General features: G+C 71.2%; 12 protein-coding genes and 1 pseudogene. 7 read left to right on the top strand and 6 right to left on the bottom strand.

What is annotated here, in order from left to right:
• Positions 1-128: 128 nt before the first annotated feature.
• Entirely contained in the window at positions 129-2,606 is a 2,478-nt protein-coding gene (locus tag ACTWQO_RS09445) for a beta-glucosidase family protein (protein ID WP_443236760.1), read from the top strand.
• A 42-nt stretch (positions 2,607-2,648) separates the two neighbouring features.
• Here ACTWQO_RS09445 and ACTWQO_RS09450 read toward each other — a convergent pair whose 3' ends face one another.
• The gene (locus ACTWQO_RS09450) at positions 2,649-3,515 is read right to left on the bottom strand and encodes a helix-turn-helix domain-containing protein (RefSeq protein WP_443236761.1); all 867 of its coding nucleotides are present in this window, start codon (positions 3,513-3,515) and stop codon (positions 2,649-2,651) included.
• 198 nt (positions 3,516-3,713) lie between these two features.
• Here ACTWQO_RS09450 and ACTWQO_RS09455 point away from each other — a divergent pair, with 198 nt between their 5' ends.
• Together ACTWQO_RS09455 and ACTWQO_RS09460 are read left to right on the top strand one after the other, a co-directional pair.
• Positions 3,714-5,123, top strand: coding sequence for an MFS transporter (locus tag ACTWQO_RS09455; protein WP_443236762.1), 1,410 nt, complete (start codon positions 3,714-3,716; stop codon positions 5,121-5,123).
• Positions 5,124-5,244: 121 nt separating this feature from the next.
• Entirely contained in the window at positions 5,245-5,889 is a 645-nt protein-coding gene (locus tag ACTWQO_RS09460) for a DedA family protein (protein WP_443236897.1), read from the top strand.
• Between the two features lie 67 nt (positions 5,890-5,956).
• Here ACTWQO_RS09460 and ACTWQO_RS09465 read toward each other — a convergent pair whose 3' ends face one another.
• Positions 5,957-6,487 carry a gamma carbonic anhydrase family protein gene (locus tag ACTWQO_RS09465; RefSeq protein WP_443236763.1) on the bottom strand — a complete coding sequence of 177 codons (531 nt, stop codon included), beginning with the start codon at positions 6,485-6,487 and terminating at the stop codon, positions 5,957-5,959.
• 110 nt (positions 6,488-6,597) lie between these two features.
• Between ACTWQO_RS09465 and ACTWQO_RS09470 the strand changes: the two genes are divergently transcribed.
• On the top strand, positions 6,598-7,362 hold the full coding sequence (locus ACTWQO_RS09470; protein WP_443236764.1) for an acyltransferase: 765 nt from the start codon (positions 6,598-6,600) through the stop codon (positions 7,360-7,362).
• Between the two features lies 1 nt (position 7,363).
• Here the strand turns inward: ACTWQO_RS09470 and ACTWQO_RS09475 are convergent, their stop codons facing one another.
• Positions 7,364-8,221 (bottom strand): EamA family transporter, encoded by an 858-nt coding sequence (locus ACTWQO_RS09475; protein WP_443236765.1) that lies wholly within the window; start codon positions 8,219-8,221, stop codon positions 7,364-7,366.
• Between the two features lie 115 nt (positions 8,222-8,336).
• Between ACTWQO_RS09475 and ACTWQO_RS09480 the strand changes: the two genes are divergently transcribed.
• Both ACTWQO_RS09480 and ACTWQO_RS09485 read left to right on the top strand, forming a co-directional pair.
• On the top strand, positions 8,337-8,909 hold the full coding sequence (locus ACTWQO_RS09480) for an XRE family transcriptional regulator (RefSeq protein WP_443236766.1): 573 nt from the start codon (positions 8,337-8,339) through the stop codon (positions 8,907-8,909).
• A gap of 23 nt (positions 8,910-8,932) precedes the next feature.
• Entirely contained in the window at positions 8,933-9,493 is a 561-nt protein-coding gene (locus ACTWQO_RS09485; protein ID WP_443236767.1) for a YbaK/EbsC family protein, read from the top strand.
• A gap of 3 nt (positions 9,494-9,496) precedes the next feature.
• Here the strand turns inward: ACTWQO_RS09485 and ACTWQO_RS09490 are convergent, their stop codons facing one another.
• Positions 9,497-10,528, bottom strand: a complete 1,032-nt coding sequence (locus ACTWQO_RS09490) for a cation diffusion facilitator family transporter (RefSeq protein WP_443236768.1) — start codon at positions 10,526-10,528, stop codon at positions 9,497-9,499.
• A gap of 74 nt (positions 10,529-10,602) precedes the next feature.
• Here ACTWQO_RS09490 and ACTWQO_RS09495 point away from each other — a divergent pair.
• Positions 10,603-10,671 (top strand): annotated as a pseudogene (locus ACTWQO_RS09495) (transcriptional regulator); the annotation flags it as partial.
• On the opposite strand, the gene ACTWQO_RS09500 reads toward ACTWQO_RS09495, so the two are convergent.
• On the bottom strand, positions 10,666-11,889 hold the full coding sequence (locus ACTWQO_RS09500) for a 4-hydroxybenzoate 3-monooxygenase (RefSeq protein ID WP_443236769.1): 1,224 nt from the start codon (positions 11,887-11,889) through the stop codon (positions 10,666-10,668). The pseudogene ACTWQO_RS09495 and the gene ACTWQO_RS09500 sit on opposite strands and share 6 nt — an antisense overlap.
• Before the next feature lie 69 nt (positions 11,890-11,958).
• Positions 11,959-12,909, bottom strand: a complete 951-nt coding sequence (locus tag ACTWQO_RS09505) for a formylglycine-generating enzyme family protein (RefSeq protein WP_443236770.1) — start codon at positions 12,907-12,909, stop codon at positions 11,959-11,961.
• Positions 12,910-12,925: the final 16 nt, after the last annotated feature.

Below are 12,925 nucleotides of genomic sequence, written 5' to 3' on the forward strand. Positions count from 1 at the left end.
CCGTGGTGTCTAACGGAGTGTCAAGTCGGTTCTGACGCATAGTGCGTTCAGAGGGCGAATGCAGCCACGGGCGCCCGGCGCGTCCGCGGTCACACCGTCGTGCCCGCACACCGAAGGAGTGACGGCCCATGACCGATACCGTCTCCCGACGATCCACGCTGCGTCTGCTGGGCGCCGCGATCGCCGTCGCCACGGCGGCCTCCGGCGGACTCACCCCGCCGTCGCGCGCCCACGCGCAGGGCAAGCCCGGTGCGGGGGCCGCACCCCGTGTCGAGGCGCTCATCGCCAAGCTCACCCTCGACGAGAAGATCTCCCTGCTGCACGGTGCCACCGACCCCGCCACACTCGGCCAGGCGGGCTACGTCCCCGGAGTGAAACGCCTCGGCATCCCGCCACTGCGCCTCGCCGACGGCCCGGCCGGAGTCCGCGTCACCCGGCACGCCACCGCCCTGCCCGCCCCCGTCCTGCTGGCCTCCGCCTTCAACCCCGCTCTCGCGCGCCGCTACGGGCAGGTCATCGGACGCGAGGGCCGCGCCCTCGGCCAGGACGTCCTGCTGTCCCCGATGGTCAACCTCATCCGCACCCCGTACGCGGGCCGCAACTTCGAGACCTTCAGCGAGGACCCGCTGCTCTCCTCCGACCTGGTCGCCGCCGAGATCGAGGGCATCCAGGGCGAGGGGCTCATCGCGACCGTCAAGCACTTCGCGATGAACAACCAGGAGAAGGACCGCACGACCGTCGATGTGCGGGTCGACGAGCAGACCATGCACGAGACCGAACTGCGTCCCTTCGAAGCGGCCGTGCGGGCCGGCACCGGAGCGGTCATGGGCGCCTACAACAAGGTCAACGGAACCTACGCCTGCGAGAACAAGGCCCTCCTCACCGACATCCTGCGCACCCGGTGGGGCTTCGACGGCTGGGTGATGACGGACTGGCGGGCCGCGCACAGCACCGCCAAGGCCCTCACCGCCGGGCTCGACATGGAGATGCCGGGCGACGTCTACTTCGGCCAGGCCCTCAAGAAGGCGGCACAGAACCGCAGCGTGCCCGAGCAGCACATCGACCAGGCCGTACGCCGCATCCTCACCGTGATGGACCGCTTCGGCCTGCTCGACGGCAGCGCCCCGACCCGCCCCGGCCGGGACGCCAAGGCAGGAGCGGCCGTCGCCCTGGAGGTCGCCAAGGCGGGCGCGACCCTGCTGCACAACGAGCGCGGCACCCTCCCACTGACCGCCGGCGACATCGCGGTGATCGGCCCGACCGGCGAACTGCCCTTCGTCAGCGGCGGCGGCAGCGCCCATGTCGTCCCCGACCGCGCCGACAGCCCCCTCGACGCGATCCGGGTGCGCGCCGGACGGGCCGCGAAGGTGACGTACGCGCTCGGCGAGGACCTCTACGGCAGACCGCTCCCGGCGTCCGCGCTCTCCCCCGGCTTCAAGAGCGAGGGCCAGGGCGTCGGTGCCGGGAAGACCTGGACGTACGACGGTGAACTGACCGTCTCCGACACCGATGAATGGACCTTCGTCATCCACTACTCGGGCGCGGCCGACCTCCGCCCCAAGGTTCTCGTCGACGGCAAGGAACTCTTCCCGGTCAAGCCCGGCTACGGCGAATGGTTCAGCGGCGGCCTCATCTACACCGCGCCCGACCAGCTGTCCGTGCGCCGCACGACCCTGCGGCTCACCAAGGGCAAGCACACCCTGAAGATCACCGCTCGGGGCGGGGACACCGGCCAGCTGTTCCGCCTGCGGCACACCACCGGCGCGATCCGCACGCAGGACGTCGCCGAGGCGGTACGGGCCGCGCGCGCCGCCCGCCATGTCGTCCTGTTCGCCTACGAGGACGCCACCGAGGGCCAGGACCGCACCACCATCGCGCTCCCCGGCCACCAGGACGAGCTGATCGACGCGGTGACCTCGGCGAACCCGCGCACCACCGTCGTCCTCAACACCTCGTCCGCCACGTCGATGCCATGGCTCACCCGCACCGGCGCCGTGCTGCAGATGTACTACCCGGGCCAGGAGGGCGCCGCCGCCACCGCCGCCGTGCTGTTCGGCGACTGCGACCCGGGTGGCCGGCTCACCCAGACCTTCCCCGTCGACGACGACCACCATCCCGTCGCCGGCAACGCCGCCCGCTACCCCGGGGTCGGCGGCCGTGAGGAGTACACGGAGGGCATCCACCTCGGCTACCGCTGGTACGAGGCCGAGGGCGTGCCGCCCCTGTTCCCCTTCGGGCACGGGCTGTCGTACACCTCCTTCTCCTACGAGGACCTGTCCGTACGCCCCGCCGGCCGTGGGCTCGACGTCACCTTCATCGTCCGCAACACGGGCCGGCGTGCCGGTGTCGCCGTGCCGCAGGTGTACGTCGGGAAGTCGCCCGACCTCCAACTCGACCAGGCCGTACGGGTGCTGGGCGCCTATCGGCGACTCTCCCTGCTTGCGGGCGAACAGCGCCGCGTCACCGTGCACGTCTCCGCCCGCACCCTCTCCTCGTGGGACCCGAACCGCCATGACTGGGCACTCGGCACGGGCCTGCGTGTGGTGTGGGTCGGGGCTTCGGCGCGGGATCTGCGGCTGCGGGGGCTGGGAGAAGTACGCGGATAGGGCGTCGGCGCACACGCGCCGGGGGTGTTCGTACGGCGGCTCTCAGGTCCGTACGGTCGCGGCGGCGGTGGCACCGGCCAGCAGGCGCAGCGCGGCCTCGGAGGGGGTGCCGGGCTCCGCGGTGTAGGCGATCAGCCGCTGGCCGGAGCTGCCGGGGATGACGAGGTTCTCGAAGCTGAGGTCCATCGGGCCGACCAGCGGATGGTGCACGTGCTTCACGCCGGAGGTGCAGGTGCGCACCGGATGCCGGGCCCACAGGGCGGCGAACTCGCGGCAGTTCATGGAGAGTTGACCGATGAGCTCGGCCAGCGCGCGGTCGTCCGGGTGCCGTCCGGCGACCAGCCGGAGCGAGGCGACGCCCAGTTGCGCCTCCTCGTGCCAATCGGTGAACAGCGCGCGGTACTGCTCGTCCAGGAAGAGCATCCGGGTCAGGTTGGGGCGGGCGGCCGGTGTGTCGGGGCTGTCGGGCGGCAGGTGTCCGGCGAGCAGCGCGTGGCCCAGACGGTTCCAGGCGAGGACGTCGTTGCGCCGGTCCAGCACGAGCGCGGGCACGTCGGTCATGGCTGCGAGCAGTTGCCGTGCCGAATGGCCGGCGTGCGACACCCGTGGGGCGGCGGGGCGGCGTGCGGACGTGGGCCGGGCGAGGTCCTTGAGGTGGGCGGTCTCGTCCGCGGTGAGACGCAGGGTGCGCGCGATGGCGTTGAGGACCGAGTCCGAGGCGCCCAGCGCGCGGCCCTGTTCCAGCCGGGTGTAGTGCGTGATGCTGACGCCCGCCAGCATGGCCAGCTCCTCGCGGCGCAACCCCGGGACGCGTCGGCGGGACGGGTGCGGGGCGATGCCGACGTCCTCGGGACGCAGGGCGGCACGGCGGGACTTGAGGAAGTCCCCCAGTTCGGACGGGGCGTCCATCGATGCCTCCCGGGTTGGGCCACTGCCTTCCTATGATGCCCACCACGCCCCGCTTCCGTATGCCGCGAGGGTGGTCATGTGATGACTACCCTCGCGCTTGCTGCCCGGCAGAGGGTTCTGGCTGGGATGCCGAGGGCCGACGAGCCTCTTTCTCCACAACGCCTCGCAACGCGCAGTGAGAGAAAGGGACTCGACACGATGTCCGTCACCGTGGCTCCGGCCACCGCACTCACCCCCCGGCTGAAGCTCGTGCTGGTGCTGCTGCTCGCCGCCCAGTTCATGCTCGCCGTGGACTTCTCGATCCTGAACGTCGCATTGCCGGTGATCGGTGCGGGCCTGGGCTTCTCGCTGGCGCACCTCCAGTGGATCGCCACCGCCTTCGCCCTCTGCGCGGCCGGCTTCACGCTGCTCTTCGGCCGGATCGCGGACCTGTTCGGCCGGCGGCGGCTGTTCCTCGGCGGTCTCGTGGTGCTTGCCGCTGCCTCGCTGGTGGGCGGCCTGGCGCAGAGTCCGGAGGTGCTGATCGTGGCGCGGGTCTTCCAGGGCCTGGCCACGGCCGCGGTGACCCCGGCCGGCCTGTCACTGCTGACGACCGCGTTCCCGGAAGGGCCGCTGCGTGAGAAGGCGCTCGGCCTCAACGGGGCGCTGATGTCCGCCGGGTTCACCACCGGAGCCGTCCTCGGCGGTCTGCTCACGGACCTGCTGTCGTGGCGCTGGGCGTTCTTCATCAATGTGCCCGTGGCCCTGATCGTCCTCTTCGTCGCCCCGACGGTCATCCAGGAGTCACGGCCCGACGAGCGCCCGAAGCTGGACATACCCGGCGCCGTCAGTGTGATGCTCGGTCTCCTCGCCGTCGTCTTCGGCTTCACCCAGGCCGGTGAGCACGGCTGGGGCTCGGCGCGGGCGCTGCTGTCGCTGGCGGCCGGAGTTGTGCTGCTGCTGGTGTTCTACGCCGTGGAGGGCAGGGTGTCCGCGCCGCTGGTGCCGCTCGGCGTGCTCCGCAAGCGGTCGGTGGCGTGGGGCAATGTCGCCGGTCTGATCGCGTTCCTCACCGAGACCTCCCTCGTCTTCCTGCTGACCCTCTACCTCCAGGAAGTGCTCGGCTTCTCCCCGCTGGCCGCCGGCCTGTCCTTCGGTGTGCTCGGCATCGGCACGGTCGTCGGCGGCACCATCGCCCCGAAGGTCATCGGGAAGGCCGGCAGCAGACCGACGCTGATCGTGGGCGGCATCCTGCAGACCGTGTTCACGGCCGCGCTGCTCGGACTCGGCGACGACCGGTCGTGGATGTGGCTCCTGCTGGTCGCCACCTTCGCCGGCGGCGTGGGCAACATGCTCGTCATCGTCGGCTTCATGGTCACCGCCACCTCCGGTCTCGCCGACCACGAGCAGGGACTGGCCACCGGCCTCGCCACCATGACCCAGCAGGTGGGCATCACCATGGGAGCGCCCATCATGAGCGCGGTCGCCACCGCGGCCATGACCGGAACCGGCACGCCGGCGATCCTCGACGGCCTGAAGGCAGCCGTCGCCGTGAACGCGGCCATCGTGCTCCTGGGCGTCCTGACCAGCGCGGTGTTCCTGCGCGACGCCCGGGCGGGCACCCGGTGAACACCCTGAAACCTGTGGGACGCCGTGGTGTCAGTGTGACCCGGTAGGCTTCCCGGCGTGCGCCCGGCTCCGGGCGCGCGCCGGTATGAGGATGCAGGACGCGAATCTGGAGGAAGCGGCGTTGCACGTCCAGGAATGGCTCGAGACGGTACCCCCGATCGCCATCTACGCCCTGGTGGGCGTGGTGATCGGCCTGGAGAGCCTGGGCATCCCGCTGCCGGGCGAGATCATCCTGGTCTCCTCCGCGCTGCTCGCCTCCCAGCACGGCGACATCGACCCCTTCATCCTCGGCGCGTGCGCCAGCGCCGGCGCGATCATCGGCGACTCCATCGGCTACGCCATCGGCCGCAAGGGCGGACGCCCCCTGCTGGCCTGGCTCGGCAAGAAGTTCCCCAAGCACTTCAGCGAGGGCCATATCGCCACCGCCGAGCGCTCCTTCCAGAAGTGGGGCATGTGGGCCGTCTTCTTCGGCCGCTTCGTCGCCCTCCTCCGCATCTTCGCCGGCCCCCTCGCCGGCGTACTGCACATGCCGTACTGGAAGTTCCTCATCGCCAACGTCTTCGGCGGCATCCTCTGGGCAGGCGGCACGACCGCCGTCATCTACTACGTCGGCGTCGTGGCCGAATCCTGGCTGAAGCGCTTCTCCTGGCTGGGCCTGGTGGCAGCGGTCCTGATCGGCGTGACGTCGATGCTGATCGTGAAGCGCAAGGCAAAGAAGGCTCAGGTGGCACATCGGGAGCCGGAGCCGGTAAGCGCCGGGGAGTAGAACGCCGACCAGGGGCGCGGGGAACTGCGCGACAAGCCACAACAAGCCCGCAGACCGCGTACGACCTTCAGCCCCCGTGCTCTTCCCGGTGGCTCTTCGCCAACTCCGCATACATGGTCCCGTTGAGCGAAACGCCCTGACGCTCTTCCTCCGTCAGCTCCCGCCTCACCTTCGCGGGAACGCCCGCAACCAATGAACCGGGCGGAACCCGCATCCCCTGCGGCACCAACGCCTGCGCGGCAACAAGAGACCCCGCGCCGATCACCGCGCCGTTCAGCACAGTCGCCCCCATCCCGATCAGGCAGTCGTCCTCAACGGTCGCCCCATGCACCACCGCGTTGTGCCCGACGGACACCCGCGCACCGATGCTCACAGGGAAACCAGGGTCGGCATGCAGGGTGCAGTTGTCCTGGATGTTGCTCTGGACCCCGACGGCGATCCGCTCCACATCGCCACGCACGACCGCGCCGTACCAGACGCTCGCGCCCGCCTCCAGCGTCACGTCGCCGATCACCGAGGCTGTCGGCGCCACGAACGCCTCATCGTCGACCTTCGGGTCCCTGTCCCCGATCCCCATGACCAGCGCCCTGCGCGTCATCGCCGTCTCCTCACCGCGAACGTCGTAGACGAACCGTACGCCACCGCGTAGGGCGAAGATCACAGGCCTCACACCTCAAAAGGGCGCCGTACGCTCAGTACGGTAAGCGGGTGCTCAAGCGCAAGAACACGTTCTCGTCCTGGCGGCGCGGCCTCACACAGCGCGCTGTCCACGCGGGCTGGGCCTGGGCGCAGCGCATGGGTTCGGTGACGGCCGAGAGCCCCGGCCGGTTCCACTTCGGCGCGATCGGCGAAGCCACCCGGCTCGCCTTCCCGCTCGGCACGGTCTTCGGCGAACCCTGGATCCACCTGGGCTCCCACTGCATCGTCGGCGAGCAGGTGACCCTGACCGCCGGTCTGATGCCCGACCTGGACCTCGGCCCGGAGCCGATCCTGCGGATAGGCGACGGAGTAGTCCTGGGCCGTGGCAGCCATGTCATCGCCGACACGACGGTCACCATCGGCAGCGACTGCTACTTCGGGCCGTACGTCTATGTCACGTCCACGAACCACTCGTACGACGATCCGCACCAGCCCATCGGCAAGCAGTGGCCGCGGATGGAGCCGGTGGAGATCGGGCCGGGCTGCTGGATCGGCACCGGCGCGGTGATCCTGCCCGGCGCCCGGATCGGCCGGAACGTCGTGGTGGCGGCGGGGGCGGTCGTACGAGGCGTGGTGCCCGACCATGCCGTGGTAGCGGGCGCGCCCGCCCGGGTCGTACGACGTTGGACTCCCGGCGAGGGCTGGCAGCCGCCGCTCAGGACCCCCGCGCCGGTGCCGATTCCTGACGGGATCACGCCCGAGCAGCTGTTGGCGCTGGGCGAGTTGGACGAAGAGGCCGCGGCCAGGCTTGCCCAACTGGACGCCGAAGCCTGACTCAGCCCGTCGCCAGCAGCAGCGTGCCAACCAGCGCGAGGCCCGCGCCCGTCGCCTGGATCGTCCGCAGCCGTTCGCTGAGGAAGCCGCGCGCGGCCAGGGCGGTCACCACCGGGTAGAGCGAGGCGAGCACCGCGGCGACGGTGACCGGGCCGTGCTGGGCGGCGATCGCGTAGGTGCCGTTCGCCGCGACGTCCGCCAGGCCGACGAAGGCCAGCGCGGGCAGCGAGGCCCACAGGAAGCCGCCCTCCGGGACGGCCGCTGCTCCCTTCTTCACGGAGAAGTAGAGCGCGGGGCCGCCCGCCGCCACGTTCGTCACGCGCTGCACGAAGAGGGCGAGGAAGAGACCCGTGATGGTGGTCGACGCCTCCGCGATCAGTGCGAACACCGTGCCGAAGCCCACCGCCGCGACAAGCGTGAGCAGGATGGCCTGGCGCTGCACCGGCGCGCCCCTGAGCTGCGGTCCGCCCGCGAGGACGACGCCGAGGACGGCGACAGCGATGCCGGCGACCTGCACCAGGCCGGGCCGCTCACCGAGGAAGAGCCCGACACCGACCGGGACGGCGACGCCCAGCGTGCCGAGCGGGGAGACCACGCCCATCGGCCCGAGCGCCAGTGCCTTGTAGAAGCAGAGGAGGGCGACCGGCCCGACCAGCCCGGCCGCGACCGCGAACCACAGCCGTGGACCGGCCTCGCTCCAGGCGCCCGTGGCCACCACGATCACGCCCAGTACCGCCGCCGCGATCGTCTGCGAGACGACGACCACGGTGAGCGCCGGGGTCCGCCGGGTCAGCAGTCCGCCGCCGAAGTCGGCCAGCCCCCACAACAGGCTGGCGGCCAGGGCGAAGAATGCTGTCACGGGTAGCCTCGCAGTACAGTTCGGTGAACACATCAGGTGCGTCGGTTGCACCCCACCGTAGTTCAGCGAACTGAACGCTGTCATCCAGAATATTGGCCTAGATGTTGGACGGAATGTGTCGGACCTCGACCTGCTGACCCAATCCCTGGCGCGCAACGTCAAACACTGGCGATCGGTGCGCGGCTACACGCTGGACGTGCTCGCCGGCCGGTCCGGCGTCAGCCGCGGCATGCTCATCCAGATCGAGCAGGCCCGCACCAACCCCAGCCTCGGCACGGTCGTCAAGATCGGCGACGCCCTCGGGATCAGCATCACCACCCTCCTCGACTACGAGCAGGGCCCGAAGGTCCGCATCGTCCCCGCCGAGCAGGCCGTACGCCTGTGGCACACCGACGCCGGCAGCTACAACCTGCTCCTCGCGGGCACCGAGGCCCCCGGTCCGCTGGAGATGTGGCAGTGGCTCCTGATGCCGGGCGAGAGCAGCCCCTCGGATCCGCACCCCACCGGCACGGTCGAGCTGCTGCACGTCACGGAAGGCGAGCTCACGCTCACGGTCGACGGCGTGGACTACCGGGTCCCGGCCGGTTCGAGCGCCTCCTTCGAGGCCAACACCCCGCACGTGTACGGCAATACGGGCAACGCGCCGATGCGCATGGTCATGGCCGTCTCGGTCCCGCCCGTGCACTGAAGCGGCCCTGTTACCGTGCGGTCATGGACGCACCCATCGGACACTTCGACACCGCCGCCCCGGCCCCCGACTCCCTCGACGAGCTGACCCGCCCGGTCGCCGACGCCGTACGCCACTGGAGCGGCAGCGTCCCCGCCGACCAGATCGTCTACGTCGACACCGACCCGCAATGGGCCGACACCGCCGTCTTCGTGGAGCACTACGGCCGGGAGCTGCTGGAGCAGTCCGCGAACTGCGTGGTGGTCGCGGGCAAGCGCGGCGGCGAGACCTCGCTCGCCGCCTGTGTGGTCCTGTCCACCGCCCGGGTCGACGTCAACGGCGTCGTCCGCCGCCAACTCGGGGCGCGCAAGGCCTCGTTCGCGTCGATGGACACCGCGACCGGCGAGACCGGCATGGAGTACGGCGGCATCACCCCGATCGGACTGCCCGCCGACTGGCCGGTGTTGGTGGACTCGGCCGTCGTCGACCTGCCGTATGTCCTGGTCGGCAGCGGGCGCCGGCGCGGCAAGCTGCTGGTGCCGGGGAAGGCGTTCGCCGAGCTGCCGGGGGCCGTGGTCCTGGAGGGGCTGGGCGTTCCGGTGTGACGGTCAGGTGTGGTGGGCCAGCGCCAGATGCGGATCCGCCTCGCCCGGGACCGGCGCCGGATCGGCGTGCACGAGGGCCGCGGTGAGCCGGGGAACGGCGTGCAGCAGCGCGTGTTCGGCATTCACGGCGACGGCATGGGCCTGTCGTACCGTCGCATCGCCGTCCACGACGACCGCCACCTCCGCGCGCAGCCGATGCCCGATCCAGCGCAGCCGCAGCTCGCCCACTCCACGCACGCCGGGCACCTCCCGCAGCGCCCGCTCGGCCCGGTCCACCAGGGCCGGGTCGACGGCGTCCATCACGCGCCGGAAGACCTCACGGGCCGCGTCGCGCAGCACCAGCGTGATCGCGGCCGTGATCGCCAATCCCACGATCGGGTCGGCGAGTTGCCAGCCCAGCGCGGCGCCCCCGGCACCCAACAGCACGGCCAGTGACGTGAATCCGTCCGTACGCGCATGTAGTCCGTCCGCGACCAGTGCGGCCGACCCGATCTCCCGCCCGACCCTGATCCGGTAGCGGGCCACCCACTCGTTGCCGGCGAAGCCGACGAGGGCGGCCACGGCGACCGCGGGAATGTGCTCGACGGGGCGCGGGTCGATCAGCCGCTCGATCGCCGTCCACCCCGCGAAGGCCGCGGACGCGGCGATGGTCAGCACGATCGCGATGCCCGCCAGATCCTCGGCGCGTCCATAGCCGTAGGTGAACCGCCGCGTGGCCGCTCGCCGGCCCAGCACGAAGGCGATCCCGAGCGGTACGGCGGTCAGCGCGTCCGCGGTGTTGTGCACCGTGTCGCCGAGCAGCGCGACCGAACCGGATACGGCCACCACGACCGCCTGTGCCAGCGCTGTCACCCCCAGTACCGCCAGCGAGACCCACAGCGCCCGCATGCCGCGTGCGGAGGACTCCAGGGCGGAGTCGAGCTTGTCGGCGGTCTCGTGGGAGTGGGGGGTGAGGAGGTGGGTCAGGCGGTGGCGAAGGGAGTGCTTGTGCGTGTGGGGGGTGCCGTGGTGTTCGTGGTGGTGTCCGTCGCTCACGTGGGCCCCCTTCCGTTGCGTGCTGGTGGACTTCTTGCCGTCCACGACGCCATTATGTGCGTATGGGCGCACGCATGCACCTATCACCTGCGCACCATGCGCATCCGCGCACCCCCGGCGAGGAACAGTTCGCCCTGTCAGCTGCCGGTGTTCAGTCCCAGATATCCCTCCGCGAACGCGGCCGCCGCGAGGCGTGAGTCGAAGAGGCGGTGCAGCCGGGCGCGGGTGGTGCCCGCGCGGTACGGGTCGCCGGACGAGGTGCCGTGGTAGACCTCGGAGAGCCACTGCGAGAACTCCGCGTAGTCCCAGGCGCGGCTCACGCAGGTCGCCGAATAGCCGTCAAGGCCGCTGGCGTCGCCCTTCGAGAGGTGGGCGACGAGCGCGTCGCCGAGCAGGAAGGCGTCGTGCAGGGCGAGGTTCATGCCCTTCGCCGCGATCGGTGCGGTGAGGTGGGCCGCGTCGCCGGCCAGGAACAGCCGCCCGAACACCATCGGTTCGACCACGTAGTTGTGCATGTCGAGGACGCGCTTCTCGATCAGCCGACCTTCGGTGAGCGGCGGGGCGCCGGCCGCGCCGAGCCGCGCCTGCAACTCGGACCAGACCCTGTCGTGCGACCAGTTCTCCGGGTCGTCGCCCGGCGGGCACTCCAGGTAGTAGCGGGTGACCTCGGGGCTGCGGGCCATGTGTCCGGCGAAGCCGTTGAGATGCATACCGAACAGCACGCAGTCCGCCGACTGCGGTGCCTCGGCGAGCAGTGCCAGCCACCCGATGCCGTAGTCGTGGCGCGCGATCCGGGTCCGGTCGGGCGGCAGTGCGGTCCGGGTCACTCCGCGCGCCCCGTCGCAGCCCGCGACGAAGTCGCAGTGCAGGGACTGCCGTTGACCGGTCTCGGGGCAGAGGTACGACACCGACGGCCGGTCCGAGTCCAGGTCGTGCAACTCGACGTCCCGCACGCCGAAGCGGATGGCGCCGCCCCGCACATCCGCGTACTCGCGCACCAGATCCGTCACCAGCAACGGCTGCGGATAGACGAAGTGATGCTGCCCCGTCAGCTCGCCGTACGAGAACCGGAACCGCTCACCGGCGAAGCGGAACTCGCACTCGGTGTGGAGTTGGGCCCGCTCCAGCAGGTTCGCGGCGAGTCCGCGCCGTTCCAGTCCGCGTACGGCCCACTCCTCGATGACTCCGGCCCGCGGCCGGCGCTCGATGAACTCCCGTGTCTCGGTCTCCAGGACCACACAGCCGACGGAGGCCGCCCGCAGGATGTTGCCGAGGGTCAGCCCGGCGGGCCCGGCGCCCACGATGACGACCGGAAAGCGTTGCGGGGCAGGGGAGTTGGGGCGGGGGGTGGCGAAGGTCACCCGTGCATTATGGGGCGCCGGGGCGCCGCGGGGGAGTGCCGATGCGATTCACGGCCGTATGCCCTGGCCTCACGGACGTATGTCCTGCGCGCAGCGGAAGCCCATGTGGCCGCTGGTGCTGTCGGGGGTGTTGGCGCTGCGGGCCGCGACGCGGTAGCGGTTGCAGTACGACTTGTGGCACATGTGCGAGCCGCCGCGGATGACCTTGGCGGTGCCGGAGCCGGGACCGGCGGGGTTGGTGTGGTGCGCGGTGGTGTGGTCGGTGGCCCACCAGTCGGCACACCACTCCCAGACGTTCCCGGAGACGTTGTACAGGCCGAAGCCGTTGGGCTCGAAGGCGTCCACGGGCGCGGTGCCGCGGTAGCCGTCGTCGGCGGTGTTCTTCGTCGGGAAGGTGCCGCGCCAGATGTTGCAGCGGAACTCGCCGCCCGGGTTGAGCTCGTCGCCCCAGGGATAGCGCCGCTGCTCCAGTCCGCCGCGGGCCGCGTACTCCCACTCGGCCTCCGAGGGCAGCCGCTTGCCCGCCCAGGCCGCGTACGCCGCCGCGTCCTGCCACGACACATGCACCACCGGGTGGTCGCCGCGCTCCTCCACCGTGCTGCCGGGCCCCTCCGGACGCTGCCAGGTCGCGCCCTCGATCCCGCACCACCAGGGCGTCTGCTCGGGGCGCGGGGCACCACGGCGCAGGGCGCCGGGCAGGAAGCCCGCGAAGACGTACGACCAGCCGAAGCGCTCGGCGTCGGTGAGGTGTCCGGTGTCGTCGACGAAGGCCGCGAACTGCTCGTTGGTCACCGCGCAGGCGTCGATACGGAACGCGTCGAGCCGCACGGCCCGCACCGGACCCTCACCGTCGGCCGGGAACCCCTCGCTGTCCTCCGCGCCCATCAGGAACTCTCCGCCCGGCAGCAGCACCATGCCTTCCGTGGAGCCACCTCTGCTCGCCGTCGGCGGCGGTGCGGAGAGCGCCACGGGCTGCGTCTGCCCGCGTCCCGACGGCGAGCAGCAGGGAGACTCGTGCATCTGTGTTCCTCGAGGT

It is taken from the genome of Streptomyces sp. 4N124 (assembly GCF_052245395.1).
GTDB lineage: Bacteria > Actinomycetota > Actinomycetes > Streptomycetales > Streptomycetaceae > Streptomyces.

Bases quoted from the DNA above. Each gene is read 5' to 3' on its own strand.
- ACTWQO_RS09445 (WP_443236760.1), top strand. From the start codon at position 129: ATGACCGATACCGTCTCCCGACGATCCACGCTGCGTCTGCTGGGCGCC.
- ACTWQO_RS09450 (WP_443236761.1), bottom strand. From the start codon at position 3,515: ATGGACGCCCCGTCCGAACTGGGGGACTTCCTCAAGTCCCGCCGTGCC.
- ACTWQO_RS09455 (WP_443236762.1), top strand. From the start codon at position 3,714: ATGTCCGTCACCGTGGCTCCGGCCACCGCACTCACCCCCCGGCTGAAG.
- ACTWQO_RS09465 (WP_443236763.1), bottom strand. From the start codon at position 6,487: ATGACGCGCAGGGCGCTGGTCATGGGGATCGGGGACAGGGACCCGAAG.
- ACTWQO_RS09485 (WP_443236767.1), top strand. From the start codon at position 8,933: ATGGACGCACCCATCGGACACTTCGACACCGCCGCCCCGGCCCCCGAC.
- ACTWQO_RS09505 (WP_443236770.1), bottom strand. From the start codon at position 12,909: ATGCACGAGTCTCCCTGCTGCTCGCCGTCGGGACGCGGGCAGACGCAG.